At 68.1% G+C, this 18,974-nt stretch carries 19 protein-coding genes; 9 read left to right on the forward strand and 10 right to left on the reverse strand.

Annotated features, from left to right (window positions below; translation table 11 throughout):
* Positions 1-266: 266 nt before the first annotated feature.
* From ACFOSH_RS10075 to ACFOSH_RS10085, 3 genes are read left to right on the forward strand one after another with little or no spacing between them, the layout of a single operon-like run.
* Positions 267-1,436: a hypothetical protein gene (locus ACFOSH_RS10075; RefSeq protein ID WP_378238465.1), complete on the forward strand. Its 1,170-nt coding sequence runs from the start codon at positions 267-269 to the stop codon at positions 1,434-1,436.
* Positions 1,437-1,462: 26 nt separating this feature from the next.
* Positions 1,463-2,650 (forward strand): AAA family ATPase, encoded by a 1,188-nt coding sequence (locus ACFOSH_RS10080; RefSeq protein ID WP_378238466.1) that lies wholly within the window; start codon positions 1,463-1,465, stop codon positions 2,648-2,650.
* Positions 2,647-3,387, forward strand: coding sequence for an HNH endonuclease (locus ACFOSH_RS10085; protein WP_378238467.1), 741 nt, complete (start codon positions 2,647-2,649; stop codon positions 3,385-3,387). Before ACFOSH_RS10080 ends, ACFOSH_RS10085 begins: the two co-directional genes overlap by 4 nt.
* On the opposite strand, the gene ACFOSH_RS10090 is transcribed toward ACFOSH_RS10085, so the two are convergent.
* The gene (locus ACFOSH_RS10090) at positions 3,363-3,998 is read right to left on the reverse strand and encodes an SRPBCC family protein (protein ID WP_378238468.1); all 636 of its coding nucleotides are present in this window, start codon (positions 3,996-3,998) and stop codon (positions 3,363-3,365) included. The genes ACFOSH_RS10085 and ACFOSH_RS10090 overlap by 25 nt on opposite strands.
* A gap of 114 nt (positions 3,999-4,112) precedes the next feature.
* Positions 4,113-4,772: a hypothetical protein gene (locus ACFOSH_RS10095; protein ID WP_378238469.1), complete on the reverse strand. Its 660-nt coding sequence runs from the start codon at positions 4,770-4,772 to the stop codon at positions 4,113-4,115.
* A gap of 179 nt (positions 4,773-4,951) precedes the next feature.
* Between ACFOSH_RS10095 and ACFOSH_RS10100 the strand changes: the two genes are divergently transcribed.
* Positions 4,952-5,266 (forward strand): DUF6204 family protein, encoded by a 315-nt coding sequence (locus tag ACFOSH_RS10100; protein WP_378238470.1) that lies wholly within the window; start codon positions 4,952-4,954, stop codon positions 5,264-5,266.
* On the opposite strand, the gene ACFOSH_RS10105 is transcribed toward ACFOSH_RS10100, so the two are convergent.
* Positions 5,238-6,320, reverse strand: coding sequence for a Fic family protein (locus ACFOSH_RS10105; RefSeq protein WP_378238471.1), 1,083 nt, complete (start codon positions 6,318-6,320; stop codon positions 5,238-5,240). The genes ACFOSH_RS10100 and ACFOSH_RS10105 overlap by 29 nt on opposite strands.
* 182 nt (positions 6,321-6,502) lie before the next feature.
* Positions 6,503-7,378, reverse strand: coding sequence for a neutral zinc metallopeptidase (locus ACFOSH_RS10110; RefSeq protein WP_378238472.1), 876 nt, complete (start codon positions 7,376-7,378; stop codon positions 6,503-6,505).
* 238 nt (positions 7,379-7,616) lie between these two features.
* Between ACFOSH_RS10110 and ACFOSH_RS10115 the strand changes: the two genes are divergently transcribed.
* The gene (locus ACFOSH_RS10115) at positions 7,617-8,642 is read left to right on the forward strand and encodes a polyprenyl synthetase family protein (protein WP_378238820.1); all 1,026 of its coding nucleotides are present in this window, start codon (positions 7,617-7,619) and stop codon (positions 8,640-8,642) included.
* A 15-nt stretch (positions 8,643-8,657) separates the two neighbouring features.
* Complete coding sequence (locus ACFOSH_RS10120) at positions 8,658-10,022, forward strand: sunset domain-containing protein (RefSeq protein ID WP_378238473.1); 1,365 nt, start codon at positions 8,658-8,660, stop codon at positions 10,020-10,022.
* Between the two features lie 188 nt (positions 10,023-10,210).
* Here the strand turns inward: ACFOSH_RS10120 and ACFOSH_RS10125 are convergent, their stop codons facing one another.
* From ACFOSH_RS10125 to ACFOSH_RS10140, 4 genes are all read right to left on the reverse strand, one after another.
* Positions 10,211-11,278: a 2-oxoacid:ferredoxin oxidoreductase subunit beta gene (locus tag ACFOSH_RS10125; protein WP_378238474.1), complete on the reverse strand. Its 1,068-nt coding sequence runs from the start codon at positions 11,276-11,278 to the stop codon at positions 10,211-10,213.
* Positions 11,275-13,182 carry a 2-oxoacid:acceptor oxidoreductase subunit alpha gene (locus ACFOSH_RS10130; protein ID WP_378238475.1) on the reverse strand — a complete coding sequence of 636 codons (1,908 nt, stop codon included), beginning with the start codon at positions 13,180-13,182 and terminating at the stop codon, positions 11,275-11,277. Before ACFOSH_RS10130 ends, ACFOSH_RS10125 begins: the two co-directional genes overlap by 4 nt.
* Positions 13,183-13,472: 290 nt before the next feature.
* Positions 13,473-14,225, reverse strand: a complete 753-nt coding sequence (locus ACFOSH_RS10135; protein ID WP_378238476.1) for an enoyl-CoA hydratase — start codon at positions 14,223-14,225, stop codon at positions 13,473-13,475.
* Positions 14,226-14,238: 13 nt separating this feature from the next.
* A complete protein-coding gene (locus tag ACFOSH_RS10140) occupies positions 14,239-14,685 on the reverse strand; it encodes an Lrp/AsnC family transcriptional regulator (protein WP_005151923.1) in 447 nt (148 codons plus the stop codon).
* A gap of 74 nt (positions 14,686-14,759) precedes the next feature.
* On the opposite strand from ACFOSH_RS10140, the gene ddaH reads away from it, so the two are divergent.
* The 3 genes from ddaH (at position 14,760) to ACFOSH_RS10155 (ending at position 17,166) form a co-directional block, all read left to right on the forward strand.
* Complete coding sequence (ddaH, locus tag ACFOSH_RS10145; protein ID WP_378238477.1) at positions 14,760-15,605, forward strand: dimethylargininase; 846 nt, start codon at positions 14,760-14,762, stop codon at positions 15,603-15,605.
* Positions 15,606-15,696: 91 nt separating this feature from the next.
* Positions 15,697-16,353 carry a polysaccharide deacetylase family protein gene (locus ACFOSH_RS10150; protein WP_378238478.1) on the forward strand — a complete coding sequence of 219 codons (657 nt, stop codon included), beginning with the start codon at positions 15,697-15,699 and terminating at the stop codon, positions 16,351-16,353.
* Positions 16,354-16,470: 117 nt separating this feature from the next.
* Entirely contained in the window at positions 16,471-17,166 is a 696-nt protein-coding gene (locus ACFOSH_RS10155) for a glycoside hydrolase family 75 protein (RefSeq protein ID WP_378238479.1), read from the forward strand.
* 63 nt (positions 17,167-17,229) lie between these two features.
* Here the strand turns inward: ACFOSH_RS10155 and ACFOSH_RS10160 are convergent, their stop codons facing one another.
* Positions 17,230-17,616: a hypothetical protein gene (locus ACFOSH_RS10160; RefSeq protein ID WP_378238480.1), complete on the reverse strand. Its 387-nt coding sequence runs from the start codon at positions 17,614-17,616 to the stop codon at positions 17,230-17,232.
* A gap of 122 nt (positions 17,617-17,738) precedes the next feature.
* On the reverse strand, positions 17,739-18,755 hold the full coding sequence (locus tag ACFOSH_RS10165) for a hypothetical protein (protein WP_378238481.1): 1,017 nt from the start codon (positions 18,753-18,755) through the stop codon (positions 17,739-17,741).
* Between the last annotated feature and the right edge of the window lie 219 nt (positions 18,756-18,974).

Raw genomic sequence — 18,974 nt, forward strand, 5'->3', positions numbered from 1 at the left:
CCTCGAACCGATCCCCGCTGAATGGCCGAAGCCGCCCCGAAGTCACCGTCGTCATGTGCCCCTCCCGTGGCTACAAGGCGCGTCTCCCCGATGCACCCTGTGTAATCCGACGCCGGGAAGATTACCAGGGTTCCCGTGGCGACGAACCGGCCTGCATAAAGTTCCGGTCGTCGCTGAATAGGGGCAGCGAACTTGGTGACTATCAGTGAAAATCGTTCAGGTGAACGTGTCGTGGAAAACCGGGTTCCACCTGGTAGGCGCGGTGCGTGATTTGCATACTCTGCGTAATTAAGTTCCGAAGAGTGATTCTCGGCGCGGTACTGGTCAGTCTGCTGGCGGCTTGTACGAATTCCGTGGATATGCCCCCACTGCGACCGCAGTTTTCGAAATGGGACCCGAAACAACCGCGCCCGGCTGATCGTGATGAACAGGCCGTTGATGCCGCGCTGGCCGCCCTCGATTTCTGTCCACTGATCGACCAGGCCGCCTACGAGCGCAGGCGGGGAGGTGACACCCGCCCGGTCGAGCGGAAAACAGCGGTGAAAGACGGTAGGAAGCGGTGCACGTTGTTCCGTGGCGGCTACGACATCATCAACGTCGGGGACGTGGACCCGAGTCACCTGGTTCTCCGGCTGGTCGACGGAGCCGTCATCGATCTGGGCGGGGTGAAGGCCTACCAGGTCGAAACGCACCGCGAGGGCGGGATCAGTGGGTGCGAGATCACCGTTCCGGTCAGTTTCCAGCGCGCCATCGGGTTCGAGATCGGCAGCGCCAGTCGCGGCAAGGAGTGCGAACTCCTACGCGACTTCGCTACCGCAGGGGCCGCGAAGCTTCCCCGCGACCTCGTCTACCCGCCGGACGGTCAGGACAGCGCCCGCGTCGGGGCCTGCGCAGATTGGGTCTCCACCAGCAAAGGCGAGACCTGCGATCCGGCCGTCGACGTGCAGGTGCCCACGGGGGCCGAGCTGACCCTCGACGCCGGTGCCGCCGATCCGAACGTCGAATGCGCGGTGTTCCGCGACGCGGTCAAGAAGACCTTCGGCCAGGATTTCGAGCCGATCGCCACGCCGGGTTCCTGCTACTTCGTCGAGCCGAAGCATCGACTGCAGATCGAGGCCGGGGTCACCGCGAACGGAGGCGCTCCAGGAGAGTGGCTCGCGGATCCGAACAAGACCTACAAGGACCACCACCAGACTTCGTTCAGCGGCAACCCGGGAGTCACGTTCCGCTCGACGGACGACAGCGAGTTCTCCCTCTACGTCTCGCCGCTCGGCGACCTCGACAAAGTAGGGCATGTCCGGCTGAAGATCACGCCCGAACGGGAGCGGGGGATCGACGACTGGGACCGCTCGAAGGTCGTTTCGGCCGTGGACGTCGCCAAGGCACACGCTGTGATGGAACTCGTGATGGCGACCCACTTTCGGGTGGCGAGGTGACGTCCGTGCCGTCGTAAGCTTCCTGCATGTATATCGAGCGGGTCCGGCTGGAGAACATCCGCGGCTTCAGCGGTGCCCGCGCCGTCGACCTGCGGTTGCCCGGTCCCGGCTGGGTGGTGCTCGCCGGGCGCAACGGTTCGGGCAAGACCTCGCTGCTGCGCGCCATCGCGGTCGCGGCGGCGCCGGACGTCGCCTGGGGGCTGCTGTCGGACGCCGGCAGCTGGATCTCGATGGACCAGACCTCCGGGTCGATCGAACTGTCGGTGATGCGCGAGGAGGGCCCGGCGCCGGTCGAGGTCCGTTGGCTCGACTCCGGTCTGCTGCCGATCTCCGGACTCCCGCCGGGTCAGCCGTTCTGCGCGGCGTACGGGCCTTTCCGGCGGCTCGCGGGCGGCAGCGGCGAGGCCGAGTCGTGGATGCGTGGCGCGGGATCGCTGGCGCGGATGGCCAGCTTGTTCCACGAAGACGCCTCGCTCGCCGAGGGCGTCACGTGGCTGATCAACCAGCATCTTCGTGCGCTGGAAGGAAAAGCGGGCGCTCGAGAGCTGAAGGACACGGCGCTGGAGATCCTCGGCGACGGTCTCCTGCCCGGCGGTTACCGGATCCGGGACGTCGATTCGGACGGGCTCTGGGTCGAGTACCGCGGCGACAGGTTCCCCTTGCGCGAGATGAGCGACGGCTACCGCACGGTGACCGCGCTCGTGGTCGACCTGCTCAAGCAACTCGACGTCGCGGGTCTCGATCACGAGAGTCCCGGTGTCGTGATCATCGACGAGGTGGACGCGCATCTCCACGTGTCATGGCAGAAACGCATGGGGCCGTGGTTCAAGGCGCACTTCCCGCGCATCCAGTTCATCGTCACCACGCACAGCCCCTACGTCTGCCAGGCCGCCGACCCCGGCGGGCTCATCCGGCTTTCCGGGCCTGCCGAGCAGGTCCCGCCGCGTGTGGTCTCCGAGGAGTTGTACGAGCGGGTCGTGTTCGGCAGCGGGGACGACGCCGTGCTGTCGGACCTTTTCGGCCTGGACACGCCCTATTCGCCGCAGGCGGTCGAACTGCGGGAACACCTCGCCGAACTCGAGTTCCAGGTGGCTTCCGGGCGCGCGGACGCGAAAGGCGTCCGCGAATGGGAACGTCTCCGGGACAGGCTGAGCAGCTCCCCGCCGAGCCGGGTGGACGAGGTGGCCAGGCGGTTCGAGGCCGACGATCGGTGATCGGGATCCGCCGGGTCGAGCTGCCGGGGCGGGTGGTGGCCGATCTCGAAGACCTGACCGCGCGGATCCCTTCCGGTGACAGCAAAGAAGCACGCCGCCTTTGGCGCGTTTCCCGTGCCGTACGGCGTTCTTTGCGGGCCGGCCTGGATGTCATGGCCGCCGGCCGCGGCTACTGCATGTACTGCGGCGACGGCCTCGGGTCCACTGTGGACCATTTCGAGCCGATCGCGCGGAATCCGGGGCGCGCTTTCGACTGGCTCAACCACGTGCTCGCGTGCGAGTACTGCAACAGCCACCACAAACGCGACCTGTTCCCGGTGGACGGCGACGGCGAAAGCCTGCTGATAGATCCGACCGCCGAAGACCCGCTGGATCACCTGTTCCTGGTGCTGTCGATCGGTACCTATCGCGCGCTGACCGCGAAAGGCGAGCAGACGATCAAGGTATGCGGGCTGAACCGAGCGCAACTGGCGCGGGGACGGGAAACGGCGGTCAACCAGGTGAGCGCGCTCGTCATGGGCTGGTGGACCGCGCGTGAACTGGGGGACGACGCGAAGCGGCGCGCGATGGCCTGGACCCTGCTCGACCAGCCGCACGCCGACGTCCTCCACGCGATGCTCCGGCAGGCTGGAATGCCGGGAGCCCGCGCCGTGTTCCGGGCGGACGACGAGCTCATCGAGCTGCTTCGCACCCCGGAACTCGCCGAAGATCTTCAGCTCTCCGGCGGCGCGGTGTAGGCGGCCAAGGTGGCGTCGGCCCGCCTGCGGGCGGTGTCCGCGTCGGTTCCATGGGCGACGTCGGCTTCGTACCAGGCCTCGTTGCTCAGGGTCATGAACCGCACGCCCTCTTCGCTGGTCATCCAGGCCATGGCGGCCTCGGGATCAGCGGCCTCACCGGATTCGAGGTGCAGCGCGAGCCCGTTCACCATCATGTCCCAGCCGATGCCGACGGCACCCGGTCCGAACTGGTTCCAGTGTTCGTTGGGGATGGCGGTGTGGTCGAGTTCGAATCGCGTGCGCCCGTCGGCTACCGGGCTCAGCCGGACTTCGATCCAGCTGACGTCGCCGCCGTACTCCCAGGTCGCGGCGAAGCTCTTCGGGGGATCGCAGCGTTCGACCGTCCCACCCGCGTTGCCTTCGAGCTGGTACTTGCCGCCGGCGCGCAGGTCGCCGCTGACCGGCAGGAACCAGCGCGGGATGCGTTCGGGGTCGGTGCAGGCGTTCCAGAGGTCGTCGATGCCGGTGTCGTAGACCTGGCTGACGGTGGCCGTCACCGCCTCGCCCGCTTCGACCACGCGCTTGCCCAGCTTGCGCTGGACGGAGTTGATCTGACCGGTCACGTCGACCATCGGTGCCCTCCTCGGCTCGGTTGCGGCCAAGATATCAGCACAAGCTTATATAAGCCAGATTGGAAAGAGGGCGCTCGGGCAAAGCCCCGGACGCCCCCTTCCCGGCGTGATGGCTTACGGAGTGGGGGAGCAGGCGGTGCGCCCGATGACCACTTCGCCGGTGATGTTCGAGGCCGGGGCGAACTTGATCCGCAGCATGGTCAGCCCGATGCTGCCGTCGCCCGGCAAGGTCTGCTCGTTGAAGACCGCTTCGGCGAGCAGGGTGCCGTTGGACTTGGTGATCGGCTTGACGTAGCCCACTGGCACCGGCGACGGCAAGGTGCCGATCCCGGTCGCGCCGCCGTAGGTCCAGCTCGCGTTCGTGCTGGTCTGCGTCGCGTTACAGCTGACCTTGTAGGTCTTGACCTTGATCCGCGGCCCGCCCGCGGACACGAGTGCCGACAGTTCGAAGTTCTTGCCTTCGGCGACCGAAGACGTCGCGGTCACGTCGTTCGCGGGGTCGACGACGGTGGTCGTGCACGTCGACGTGCCGCCACCGAACGTGATCCCGGTCTTGCTCACGGCCCCGGACGAGTTGCTCGTCGGCCCCTCGACCGCGCAGTCGGCGAGCGACGCGATCGAGATCGGCGTCGAACTGCCCTTCGTGAAGGCGGCGGAGCCGAGTGAGGCCACGCCCGACGGGTTCGACGCGGCGGCCGGTGCCGCGCCGGCGCCGAGGCCCGCCAGCAGCAGTGCGCCGACCAGGCCGGCCCGGCTTGCGATGGTGATGCGCATGGGCTTCCTCCTCACGTGATGGAGAGCGAGCCGGATCGGCCGTTCTTCCTTTGTGATCACTATCTGCGTGGCGGATTCGACCGTTGCGCGCGTGACGGTCGTTTCACTCGACCGTGGATCAGGGGCACCCATTGGATATTCGGGTTCGTATCCGGATGCAGATCTGTATATTCGGACGCATGCCGACCTACCGCGTCCTCGTCAACGGCAAGTTCGACCATCCCGACGCCGACACCCGCGCCCGGCTCGTGGCCGGACTGAGTCACCACCAGGCGATCGGGTTCACCGAGGACGGCCTGCTCACCTACAGCGCGCACCTCGGCGCGTTCACCTTCCGCGTCACGCTGCGGGGCGAAGAGGAACGCGACGTGCTCGACGAGGCCGAGCTGAAGGTCATGGAGCTGCTGGACGCGAAGGGTTACCCGTATCGCGACGTCGCGGGGAAGGCGACCTGCATGGACGACATCAAGATCCGTCGCCGTCCAGGGTCCTGAGGATCTCCTCGGCCAAGAAGAGCCGGACTCGCCCTGGCGACTGGATCTCCGTCAGCACCCCGGCGTCGACCAGTTTGAGCACGTTCTGGGTCGCGGCCCGATGGGTGATTCCGAGGACCTTCGCGGCCCGGTTGATCGTCATCGCGGGGGACTCGAACAGGGCGTCGACGAGTTGCGGGAGCAGGCTCGAAGTGCGGGCGGAGGTCGCCCTTGTCCGGTACTCCTGCCGGAGCGAGTGCAGCGCGATGGCGCGGTTGCGCGCGTCGATCGCCTGGTTTTCCAGCACTGAAAGAAAGAAGCGGATCCAGCCGGTCCAATCCCCCTTGGTGCTGACGGCCAGGAGCCGGGCGTAGTACTCGTCGCGCCGTGGCTCCAGATAGGCGGACAGGTCCAGGAGCGGAGCGGGCAAGAGGCCCCATTCGACGAGAAGCAAGGTCACCAGGAGCCTGCCGACGCGGCCGTTGCCGTCGATGAAGGGGTGGATCGCCTCGAACTGGTAGTGCAGGCAGGCGATCGTGATGAGCGGTGGCAGGACGTGCTCCGCGTGCAGGTACTTCTCGAAGGCGCCGAGGCAGTCCCAGAGCAGTTCCGGCGGCGGGGGAACGTAGCTCGCGGTGTCGAGAACGCGGCCGGGAGGGCCGATCCAGTTCTGAGAGCGGCGAAACTCGCCCGGCGTGGCGTATCCGCCGCGGACTCCGGTGAGCAGAACCTGATGGGCTTCGTGAAGGAGGGGAAGGCTCAGCGGCAATCTGCGGTCGGGTGCGAGTACGTGTCCCAGTGCGGTCACGTAGTTGAGCACCTCCTCGACGTCGGAGCCTTGCTTCGAAGCGGTCGGCTGCAGTTCGAACAGCACGAGTTCGGACATGGTCGCTTCCGTGCCTTCGATCCGGCTGGAGAGCACGGCCTCGCGTCGCACCATCGAGTGGACCAGGAACGCCGCGCTGGGCAGCGTGCGCCCGATGCCCGCCAGTTCGCCGACGGCCCGGTCCGCGGCGGAAAGCGCGCTCGCCAGGCCGAGGTCGAACTCGACGTCCGGTGGCAGAGGGGGCGGCACGAAGGCTTGGTAGCCGCGGTCCGAGCGCACGAGGTGGGACCGCTGGCGTTCTGACACGGCCGCGGTCCGCATTGATACTTACCTCTTCCAGTTCGTATCTTGTGATACTTGAAGCGGCTAAAGTATCACAAAAGCCACGGTGTGCTACTTGGCTACGAGAAGGCTTGCCCAGTCTCGAACTGTCAGGAGACCTCGCTCGCAGGGGCGGCGAAGGTGTTGCACGCCGAGGTGTCCTTGGCGTTCAGGCCGCGCTTCTGCCACAGCGCGGCGCTCTTCGACGAGCCGTGGGTGTCGCTGTCGTCGAACGTGCTCTGCTTGAGCTGGGAGATCAGCCCGGCGCCGATCGAGCCGCGGCCGGCGGCGTTGGCCAGGAACATCGAACTGAAGCAGTCGGCCTGGAGTTCGAGCCGCCTGCTCAGTTCGAGGATCTTCGGCTGGTCGCCGTCCGCCTCGTCGTAGAGCAAGTCGTGCTTCGAAAGGATGCCGGACTGCTCTTGGACGTGGTGCCCGTATTCGTGCGCGAGCAGGAACAGCTGGGTCAGGAGGTCGGGCCCGCCGCGCTCGAGTTGCCTCGGCAGCGGGACGAAGATCGTCGTGCCGTCCGAGCAGTAGAAGCCCAGGGCCTCGTCGGGCGGCGGAGGAAGGCCGCAGGCGGTGTTCTTGACGTCCTCGGCGTTGACCGAGACGGGGATCCTCGGTTCGCCGACCTGGGTCAGGACCGGATGCCACGCCCGTTCCAGGCAGGGGATCAGCGCCCGGTAGAACTCTTCCAGCTTCTCTTTCGTGCCGCGGAGCTTGGGCAGCTCGCAGGTCACCTTCGGCATCGTCGCGCCGGGGGCGACGAGCGGGTTGGCCGCCGTCTCGTACTTGCGGGTCGGCACCTCGGCCGGTGGCGTCGCCGAGGGCGAACCCGTGGGCGCAGGCGCCGACGAGGAGACCGTCGGCTGCCGGGACTGGACGGCGCCCGCCCTCGACTCCTTCATGCCGCCCACCACGAGCGCGGCGACGACCAGCATCACCGCCATGAACGCGGCGAAGAGGATGACAGTGATCCACACCGTCGAACGCTGCTCCCGATGCTCTTCGGCGGGAGGTCTCCACGCCGGTCTGTCGCCGGAATCGCCCGGTCTTTCCATGGTGTTCCCCCAGTTCGTGCCGAGGTCGGCAGGATACGCGGCGGGGGTGTCATGTTCGTCACCGTTTCCCCTGGACAGCAGGTCAACAGGGCTCAGTGGGTAGCCACTACGCTGGAAGCAATTCCCGAACGGTGTCAAAGAGAGCGGAGCCGACGTGTCTGTGTCTTCACCTGCCCCAGGTGGTGCCATCGAGGACCTGCGCGCGTCCGTCGGGCTCCAGATCGCCGATGAACAGCTTCTGCGCACGCTCGCGACCGGTCTCGCCGACGTCGAAACCCTGCTCCGCGATGTCGTCCGCAGTGACGTCAAGGCCGTCGAGGACGCCGCTTCGCACCTGGTCGAGGCGGGGGGCAAACGTTTCCGTCCGCTGTTCACGCTGCTGTCCTCGCAGTTCGGGCCGAAGCAGGGCGATCAGGTGGTCATCGCCGCCGCGGCGGTCGAGCTGGTGCACCTCGCGACGCTGTACCACGACGACGTGATGGACGAGGCGACGATGCGCCGCGGCGCGGAAAGCGTCAACGCCCGCTGGGACAACACCATCGCCATCCTGACCGGCGACTTCCTGTTCGCGCACGCCTCGCGGCTGGTCGCCGACCTCGGCACCGACGCGGCCCGGATCATCGCCGAGACCTTCGGCGAGCTGGTCACCGGCCAGATGCGCGAGACCGTCGGCCCGGCCGACGGCGACGACGCGGTCGAGCACTACCTCACGGTCATCGCGCAGAAGACCGGCTCGCTGATCGCCACCTCCGGCCGGTTCGGCGGGATGATGTCCGGCGCGCCCGACGACTACATCGACGCGCTCCGCCGCTTCGGCGACATCATCGGGACGGCGTTCCAGATCTCGGACGACGTCATCGACATCGCGTCCGCCTCGGACGAGCTCGGCAAGGCGCAGGGCACGGACCTGCGCGAAGGTGTCCGCACGCTTCCGATGCTGTACGCGCTGGCCGACCCGGCCACCGACCCGCGCCTGGTCGAGCTGCTGTCGGGGCCGATCTCCGACGACAAGCTCGTCGCCGAGGCCCTGGATCTGCTCCGTGCTTCGTCCGGACTCGAACGCGCACGCGAAACTCTTTCCGACTACGCTCGTCGGGCGCGTGCCGAGCTCGCGGCGCTGCCCGCGTCGCCCGCCCGGGACGCCTGCGAATCGGTCGCCGACTACCTGGTCGCGCGAACGCATTGACAAAGGGCGGGTTGGATGTCCATTTTCGGACAGGTTTGGCTGTGGAGTCTGCTGGCGTTCGTCGTCGGCGCGCTGCTCACCTGGCTGGTGCTGGTGATCCCGGCGCGCAAGCGCATCCGTGAGCTGGAAAGCTCGCTGGCCACCGCACACGCCGAGACGTCCAGACTGCCCGCCGGGGTCAGCCTCGGCGCGGGGGCCGCGGCCGTCGCCGGCGGGACCGCGTACCTCACGAAGCCGTCGCACGACGAGCTCGACGAGGAGTTCGCGGCCGCCGAGGAGCCGCCGCCCGCGTACCCCGCGACGCTCGCCGAGCAGGAGCCCGCGCAGCGATGGTCCGAACCCGTCGCGGAGCAGGCTCCGGAGCCTGCCCAGGGCGTCCAGGACGACTTCCGCGAGGACGTCGTCGCGGAGCCGGAGCCCGGCGCCACCGAGACGCAGGTCTTCGAGCCCACCGAGACGCCGACCTTCGAGCCTGAAGACGAGTACGAGGCCGAGTACCGCACGGCGCCCCAGAGGGACCTGGAGCCGGACCCGGAGCCCGATCCGGAGCCCGCGGCCGAGCGGACGCAGTTCATCCCGGCGGCCCAGCTGGAGCCGGAACCCGAGCCCGAGCCGGAGAACCCGTACGCAGCGGCGGCGACCGAGTACCTCCAGCCCGCGTCGACGCTGGACGTCGAACCGGAGCCCGAGCCCGAGCCTCTGCCGGTCTTGCCGGGCGACGGGCCGTACCGGTCCCGCCTGGAGATCCAGCTGGACCCCGAAGGCGTCGAGACGCAGCCGGAGCCGGTCTCGCTGTTCAGCCCCGCTTCGCGCGTCGACGCGGAGCAGCCACCCGTAGAGACCAACTGGTTCGAGCGGGAGGAAGAGCTGCACGACCCGCCCGCGTACGCCTTCGGTTCCGACGAAGAAGCGCAGGCCGGTCTCCTCGACTCGGAGCCCGAGACCCCCGCCGAAGCCACCCAGGTGCTGCCCAAGCGCACGCCGAGGGGCGCGGTGCGCGGCGGTTTCGAGCCGCCGCAGCCGATCCAGCCGTCGATGCGGGCGATCGAACGTCGTGAGCCGGAGCTGTCCGGCGGTCAGAGCGGTTCGCTGTTCGAGCCCGCCGTCCAGCCGGGCGACGCGATGCCCGCCCCGGAGCCGCCGCCCGCGCGGCAGGCCGCCCCGGTGACCGAGTCCGTTCCGCCCGGCCCGTTCGGTCCCGGGTCGGCGATGCCGCGCCCGGGCGGTGGCCGTCCCGCCGACGACTTCGCGGTCAAGGCCAGCGTGACGGCTCTGCGGTACTGCACCGAGGAGTCGCCCCAGTTCCCGAAGATGGTCGCGGAGGTCTGGTTCCGCACCGCCTCCGACGCTGAGCGTGTGGGCTTCCGGCCGTTGACTTGAGCGCGCGCTGACGGAAACGCGCCGAAGGGGCGCCGTTCGCACTGAACGCCAAGCTCAGTGTGAAGGCGCCCCTTCATCGCGTTTCCGTGGGCCTCCGGCCCGAAAGAGGGCGCGCGCTGTGCGGACAACTCGTCGCGCTGACGCGCTACCGAACCGTCAGCCTGCCGGTCGGGTTCCGCTGCCTCCGGTTAACTGACGACGGTCCAGGTGTCCTTGCCGCGAAGCAGCCCCTGCAGATCCGGCTTGCGAGCCGCGCGGGCCTCCTCGACCTGGGCGCGCGCCTGGTCGTCGTAGGTGGGCCGCTCGACCTGCCGCAGGATGCCGGTCGGCACGTGGTTCAGGTTCTGGTCGCCGATCCGCGAAAGCGCGAACGCGTACGAGGTGTCCTCGATCGCCGGGTCGTGCACGACGAGGTTCTCCTCGCCGATGTTCGCGACCTTCCCGACTTCCAGCCCGGCCCAGCCGCTGCGGGTGACGCCGTACTCGCCCTGCGGCCCGAACCTGATCGGCTCGCCGGGCTTCAGCGGGATGAGCCGGGTGGCGGCCTCGTCCTTGTCCTTGAGGACTTCGAAGGCGCCGTCGTTGAAGATCGGGCAGTTCTGGTAGATCTCCACCAGCGCCGACCCGCGGTGCTGCGCGGCGGCCTCCAGCACCTCGGTCAGGCCCTTGCGGTCCGAGTCGAGCGCGCGGCCCACGAACGACGCCTCGGCGCCGATCGCCAGCGAAAGCGGGTTGAACGGGGTGTCGACCGAGCCCATCGGGGTGGACTTCGTGACCATGCCCGGCCCGGACGTCGGCGAGTACTGGCCCTTGGTGAGGCCGTAGACCCGGTTGTTGAACAGCAGGATCTTGATGTTCACGTTGCGCCGCAACGCGTGGATCAGGTGGTTGCCGCCGATGGACAGCGCGTCGCCGTCACCGGTGACGACCCACACCGACAGGTCCGGCCGCGCGGTCGCGAGGCCGGTCGCGATCGACGGCGCGCGGCCGTGGATCGAGTGCATGCCGTAGGTGTTCAGGTAGTACGGGAACCGGGACGAGCACCCGATGCCCGAGATGAACACGATGTTCTCGCGCTTGAGGCCGAGCGTCGGCAGGAACGACTGCACGGCGTTGAGCACGACGTAGTCCCCGCAGCCGGGACACCACCGGACCTCCTGGTCCGACTTGTAGTCCTTCGCCTTCTGCGGTTCGGTTTCGGTCGGCACGAGGTCCAAGCCGCCGAGGGTGGGAATCCCCAGGTCTATCGCGGTCACTTCGCCGCCTCCGTACTGGTGATGATCTCCGTGAACACGCCTTGCAGCTCTTCCGCCTTGAAAGGCAGCCCGGCGACCTTCGTGTACGACTTCACGTCCACGAGGTACTTCGCCCTCAAGAGCATCGAAAGCTGGCCGAGGTTCATTTCAGGGACGACGACGGTGTCGTACGAACGGAGTACGTCACCGAGGTTGCCCGGGAACGGGTTGAGGTGCCGCAGATGCGCCTGCGCGATCGGCATGCCGTCCTTGCGGACGCGGCGGCACGCGGCGCCGATCGGCCCGTAGGAGGAGCCCCAGCCGAGTGCCAGCACCCTGGCCTTGCCACCGCTCGGGTCGTCGACGACGAGGTCCGGGATGTCGATGCCGTCGATCTTGGCCTGCCGCAGGCGGACCATCTTCTCGTGGTTGTCCGGGTCGTAGGAGATGTGGCCGGTCTTGTCGGCCTTCTCCAGCCCGCCGATGCGGTGCTGCAGACCGGCCGCGCCCGGGATCGCCCAAGCGCGGGCGAGGGTCTCGGGATCGCGGACGTACGGCCAGAACTCCCCGGAGTCGTCCTCGGCGTTCGGCTCGGTGGCGAATTCCACCCGCAGGTCCGGCAGCGTCTCGATGTCCGGGATCAGCCACGGCTCCGAGCCGTTCGCGATCGCGCCGTCCGACAGCAGGAAGACCGGGGTGCGGTACTTCAGCGCTATCCGGGTGGCCTCCAGAGCCGCGTCGAAGCAGTCCGCGGGGGACAGCGGCGCGACGATCGGCACCGGGGACTCGCCGTTGCGGCCGAACATCGCCTGCAGCAGGTCGGCCTGTTCGGTCTTGGTCGGCAGCCCGGTCGACGGGCCGCCGCGCTGGACGTCGACGACGACCAGCGGCAGTTCGGTCATCACCGCGAGGCCGATGGCTTCGGACTTCAGCGCGACACCGGGCCCGGAGGTCGAGGTGACTCCCAGCGCACCGCCGTAGGAGGCGCCGAGCGCCGCGCCGATGCCGGCGATCTCGTCCTCGGCCTGGAAGGTGAGGATGCCGTAGTTCTTGTGCTTCGAGAGCTCGTGGAGGACGTCCGACGCCGGGGTGATCGGGTACGTGCCCAACAGGATCTGCAGGCCGGACTGTTGCCCGGCGGCGACCAGCCCGTAGGCCAGCGCGGTGTTCCCGGTGATCTGGCGGTAGGTGCCCTGGTTCAGCTTCGCGGGCGCGACCTCGTACGTCGTCGCGAACGACTCCGTCGTCTCGCCGTAGTTCCAGCCGGCGCGGAAGGCCAGGATGTTGGCCTCGGCGATGTCGGCCTTCTTCGCGAACTTCTCGCGCAGGAACCGTTCCGTGCCTTCGGTCGGCCGGTGGTACATCCAGGAGAGCAGCCCGAGCGCGAACATGTTCTTCGCGCGTTCGGCGTCCTTTTTGGACAGTCCGGTCTCTTCGAGCGCGCCTCTGGTCAACGTCGACATGGCCACCCGGTGGACTTGATAGGCCGAAAGGGTGTCGTCGTCGAGGGGATCGTTCTCGAAGCCGACCTTGACCAGGTTCCGCTTCGTGAAGTCGTCGGTGTTGAGGATGAGCGTCCCACCTGCCGGGACATCGGCGAGGTTGGCCTTCAGCGCGGCAGGGTTCATGGCGACCAGGACGTCCGGCCGGTCGCCCGGCGTCAGGATGTCGTAGTCGGCGAAGTGCACCTGGAAGCTCGAGACGCCCGGGATGGTGCCCTGTGGCGCGCGGATCTCCGCGGGAAAGTTCGGCATGGTGGACAGGTCGTTGCCGAAGGCGGCCGCTTCCGAAGTGAACCTGTCGCCCGTCAGCTGCATGCCGTCACCGGAGTCACCGGCGAACCGGATGACAACCCGGTCCAGCTTGGCGACCTCGGTGGGCCTGACGGCCGACAAGGAGCCGTTGCCGTTCGCACTCGTGCTCATAGGTCAGGGATTCCCTCTCTCCCGACGTGCGCCGTCCCCGGCCGTGCCGGAGATCGGCGTGCCTCGCCCGGCGGTGTCGGCCAGGTCACAGGTGCCATGTCCCGAGGTTAGTCCCCGGCACACTTCCCAGGTTGCCCTAAAAACGGTCTGGACCTACTTCTCGAGTGTCCTGAGCTCGGCGCTGAGCGGGGGTTTTCCGGTTTATATGTTACCGATGGTAACGGTTAACGATGCGACCCGATTGTGAGCCGTATCTCGTTCCAGCGTAGTGAAGTCCGGTCGAGGAGCGGTCATTGGCCGGTCATCGCCGCCCTCAGCTTGGCGAGCCGCTCGGCGAACGCGGGTGCGGTGAGTGACGCCAGCTGCGGCTCGATCTCGGCGTCGACGGCGGCCGAATGGTCGGTCAGCGCGGCGGTGTGCCGAAGCGTGCGCTTCGTCGCCAGGAGGACGTCGCGAGGAGCGCCGACGGCGGGTTTCGCCAGTTCACGGGCGGCCTCGACCAGATCCCCCTCGACGAGCCGGAGCGCGAGTCCGGATTCGACAGCCGCTTCGGCGCCGACGACCTCACCGAAGAGTGTCATCGCGGCGGCCTTCTGCGGTCCGACGAGCCGCTGGATCATCCACGTCATCCCGCCGCCGGGATGGATGCCGAGATCGAGAAATCTGGCCACGAACTTCGCCTTCGGTCCCACGATGCGGACGTCCGCCGCGAGCGCGAGGTTCAATCCGGCACCCACGGCGGCGCCCCCGACGGACGCGATCGTCGGCAGGGAACACCGGGCGACCGAGAGGAAACCGGCATAGATCGCGCGGAGCCCGTCCTCCCGGGCGTCGGCGAGCGTGTCCAGGTCCGCGCCCGCGCAGAAGGCCGGCGGAGCGCCGGTGATGACCAAAGCGTGGACACTCTCGTCGGCTTCGGCACGCGCGACGGCCTCGACCAGCTGCGCGGAGAGGTCGAGGGTCAGGGCGTTGCGGGTCGCCGGGGCGTCGATGGTGAGCACGGCGACGCCGCCGTCGTGGCTGGAGCGGATCTGATCGGTCACGGGGCCGAGGGTGTCATGCCTCGGGGGTCGGCGGTCGTTCCAGGAGCCGGGACAAGACGACGGTGGAGACCGTGCGGTCGACGATCTCCAGGCCGCGCAGCCGCTCCAGCGCGGTCTCCAGGTGATGGATGTCCGAGGCGCGCAGGTGGACGATCGCGTCGGCCGCGCCGGACACCGTGTAGGCCGCGACGACCTCCGGCAACGGCTCCAGCCGGGCGCGGATCCGGGCCGGGGTGATGTTGCCGTTGCAGGTCATCTCGACGAACGCCTCGGTGCCCCAGCCCAGCGCCTCGGGGTCCACGACCGCGGTGAACCCGCGCAGGACCCCGGTTTCGAGCAGTCTGTCGACCCGCCGCTTCACCGCGGGCGCGGACAGGCCGACGACTTTGCCGATGTCGGCGTAGCTGGACCTCGCGTTGGCCATCAGGCATGAAACGATTCGCTGGTCGATGGTGTTCACACGCAATGTTTAGCAGGTATACGCGCAGCGAACAGCGATTGATTGCGGAATTAGGTGGACCTTACCCTTCGGGTATGCCGGAACTGGAGCAGCAGCCCCGTGTACCCACGACGCGCCGCTACCTCATGTGCCCGCCGCGGTACTTCGCGGTGGAGTACGTCATCAACCCGTGGATGGACCCCTCGGTCCCGGTCAGCGTCGACACCGCGATGGCGCAGTGGACCGAACTCCGTGACACCTACCGACGCCTCGGCCACACGGTCGAGGAGATCGACGCCCGGCCCGGCCTGCCCGACATGGTGTTCGCGGCGAACTCCGGCACCGTCGTCGACGGCCGTGTCCTCGGCTCGCGGTTCCGCGCCCCGCAGCGCACCGCCGAGGCCGAACACTTCCGCCGCTGGTTCGTCGAGCACGGCTACCGCGACATCACCATGCCCGAGAAGATCAACGAGGCCGAGGGCGACTTCGCCTGGACGGGCAAGGTCCTGCTCGCCGGCACCGGCTTCCGGACCGACCCGGCCGCGCACGCCGAAGCGCAGGAGGTCCTCGGTGTCCCGGTCGTCTCGCTGCGGCTGATCGACCCGAGCTACTACCACCTCGACACCGCGCTGTTCGTGCTCGCCGAGGCCACCGACACCACGTCCGCCCAGATCGCCTACTACCCGGAAGCCTTCTCGGCCGGGTCGCGGAAGGTGCTGGAGCGGATGTTCCCGGACGCGGTAGTCGCGGACCGGGCCGACGCGGAGTGCTTTGGGCTGAACGGGGTGTCCGACGGCCGCAACGTCGTCCTGCCGGTCGAGGCGACCGGATTGGCGGCTCGGCTGACCGGACGCGGCTACGAAGTCGTCTTCGTGGACATCTCCGAGCTCAGGAAGGCGGGCGGCGGCCCGAAGTGCTGCACGCTGGAGATCCGCAAGTAATCCGTTCGTGGACATCTCGCCGGATCATGTAACTACTCCATTCGCCAACTCGATTAATCGGGAAACACACTAGGCCCCGAATGAGGCGCGGATGGTGATCCTGGCGATTGGCGGCGTGGGCAGGCCCGTGCGCGCGCTCGATCCAGGCGAGAACGAAACATGGGTGACGGTCGATCAGCTCGATCGGGTGCTCGACATGGTGGCCGGACGGGAAGACGTCGGGCTCACCTTCGACGACGGCAACGTCTCCGACCTCGAGATCGCGCTCCCCAAACTGGTGGAGCGCGATCTCACGGCGGAGTTCTTCCCGCTGGCGGGCCGGATCGGTGAGCGGGGCTTCGTCGACGCGGACGGCCTCCGGCGGCTGGCCGAGGCGGGTATGTCGATCGGCTCGCACGGCTGGGAGCACCGCGACTGGCGGCGGCTCGACGACAGGCACGCCCGGCGCGAACTCGAAGTCGCGCCGAAACTGCTCGCGGACCTGAGCGGGAAGCCCGTGCGCGCGTACGCGCCGCCGTTCGGCGCCTACGACCGGCGGGTGCTCAGCAGGCTGCGGCGTTCCGGTGCGACGAGGGTCTACACGAACGAAGGCGGCGCGGTGGCGCGCGACAGCTGGCTGCGGCCGCGGACCGGGGTCCGGTCCGACGTCGACCAGGAGTGGATCGACAGCGTGCTCGGTGAACGGGACGGCCTGTACCGACGAGCGGGACGAGTGATGGCACGAGTCGCCAGGCTTGCCCGGTTTTGACTGGTTTTCGTTGCGTGGTTGGAAAACAACCCCCCGCCGGCCCTTGAGCTGACCCGCGCCCGGCGGCATCCTGAGCACCCTCGGTAAAGAAGTCTTACTAACTAAGGGGTGCACGGTATGCGGAAGTTGCTCCTGTTCCCGGCGATGGTGGTGGCCGCGGGACTGGCCCCCGCGGCGGCCGCCGTGGCTTCACCGGCCGCCGTGACCTCGCCGGCTCCTGTCACCGTCCAGGCGGGCCCGACCGCGCAGCAGCTGCTGGCGAAGACAGCCGGCTGCAAGCAGGTCTCGAACGGCAAGTACAAGACCGACGAGGAAACCGGCCGGACCATCGCGGTCTGCGACGCGGGCGGCGCCGTGTTCTGGAAGGCCGACATGGACGTCGACTGCGACGGACAGCCGACTCCGCGATGCAACAAGAACACCGACCCGTGGTTCCAGGACGGCACGGCGTACCCGCGCTCCGACGGCAAGGCGCTGATCGCCGACCAGACGCCCTACATCGTCGTGCCGAGCATCAGCAGCACGTGGAACTTCGAGAAGGCCGGGCTCAAGGGCGCCGGCTCGTGCGCGGTGATCTACAACAACAAGGTGCTGTACACCGTCATCGGTGACACCGGCCCGAAGGACATCATCGGCGAAGCGTCCTACGCGGCAGCGAAGTCGCTGGGCATCAACCCGGACCCGGCGAACGGCGGCGTCGACTCGGGGGTCACGTACATCTGCTTCAAGAACTCGAAGGTGACGCCGACCGAGGACCACGGGAAGGCGACGTCCGTGGGGGAGGGTCTCGCCGCGAAGTTCGTGCAGGGCTGAGACTGTTGAACGGCAACGGCCCCGGGAGCTTTCGCCCCCCGGGGCCGTTCGTCTTGCGGCCGATCAGCGTGGTGCTACCTGCTGGGACCAATCGCCGAGCCGATAGGGCGGTGCGGCGACGTAGTTCCACGTGTCGCCGATGGGCTGCCACGGCCCGGCGTCTCGCAGCCGGTAGACGCCGACCTGGGGGAAGGTCGCGAAGCCGTTGGCGTCGGTCCGGGCCCAGGACGCCAGCCCGTTGTCCTCCGTGACAAGGGTGACCGTCGTGTTCGGGACACCTTCTCCGGTGTCCACCCGGCCGTTCCCGTTCTTGTCCGTCCAGACCTGCCCGTGGTCGTCCACACGCTTGCCGGGCACCTTGCCCGACGCCTTGAGTTCCACTTGTTGGCCCGGCGCGAGCATTCCCGCCTGCTTCACCGAGTCGAAGTCACCCCACTGTCCCGGCGGCATCACGAGAGAGTTGGGAGCGGCAGAGGGACCGGGGGTCGGGGTGGTCGTGAGTGGTAAGTGACGCTCTAACGACACTTACCACTCACGACCACCCCGACCCGTTCGGTACCGCCGCCCTTCCCTTACGCCGCCTTCCTGGCTCCCTTTCCGCATCGTGAACAAGTCACCGCTCGCGCGCCTGCCGGGTCCCAGCCCTCGCGGACCAGGATGGTTCGAACCTCGGCTGCCACTTCGCAAGGTGAGTTCCGGACGTCCTGCCAGCCGTAGACGAGCCTTGCCCGCCCAGCCAGTTCCGCCGCGTTGTCGCGGCGACGGTCCCGGAAGGCGACCCCGGCCATGGCATGGGTCGCCCGGCCGTCGAGCCGGACCGTCACCGCTGCCCCGTGCGGGTCGTAGGTGACGTCCTCCCAAAGCGTTTTGCCATCCACGTCGATCGGGGTCTGCCGATTTCCGCGGGGTAGTCCGTGCTCGTCTTCGACTTTCTCCTTGTACTCCACTTCGAGCGCGGACATGAGTCCGCCGCCGACGAGGGCGAGGCCGTATCCAATAGCGGGCCGATACTGGAATGGTGGCCTGACGAGTACGCACGCCTGCATGGCGGCCACCGAGATCCTTGTCCGGCCGAGCAGGTCGACGATGACGTTCGTCGCCTGCCGCGGCGTCCGCTGCGCGGTGGCCAGGTCGAGGATCGTGTCCGTGATCCTGGTCCGTGGTGGATTCGTTCCGGCGGCGATATGGGGTAGCGCACGGGATCTGTGCACTATGACCAAGGGCGCCTGCGAGATCGCCGAGAAGGTGTACGGGACTGTGATTTCGACAGGTCCCTCGACGATCGGGAGAATTTTCCATTCTTCCGCGGCCGTGCGATGGCTCAAGATGGCGTAACCGCTCCCGTAGAGCAACGCGGCATGGATCTTCGCTGAACGGGACAACTCGCCGGTGAACGTCGAGTAAACGCGCGGGAGGACCCGCTGCCAGCGACCGCCCGCGAGATTCGCCCTGATATCCGACATGGAGTGGCCGTAGGCGTGCAATTGCCGCCTCGAGACGATTCCACGTTGTTCGTCAAGGAGGACTGGCCAGCTCGGGCGTTGTTCGGCCGGGATCGACTCTTCCGACCATCGTTGGTGAGTGGGCACCCTTCGACGATCGCCGCTGAACCGGGGGTGTGGGGGGCTCGGAGCGGATCTGTGGATAACAGGGTGAGCGGGGAGGGTGTCTGTGGATAGGTGGGTCCGGGTGGTCGTGAGTGGTAAGTGACGCTCTAACGACACTTACCACTCACGACCACCTGTACCGACGCCCACCTCCACGCCTCCGCCTCCGCCTCCGCCTCCGCCTCCGCCTCCGCCTCCGCC

This window comes from Amycolatopsis speibonae (assembly GCF_042647925.1).
Classification (GTDB): Bacteria; Actinomycetota; Actinomycetes; order Mycobacteriales; family Pseudonocardiaceae; genus Amycolatopsis; species Amycolatopsis speibonae.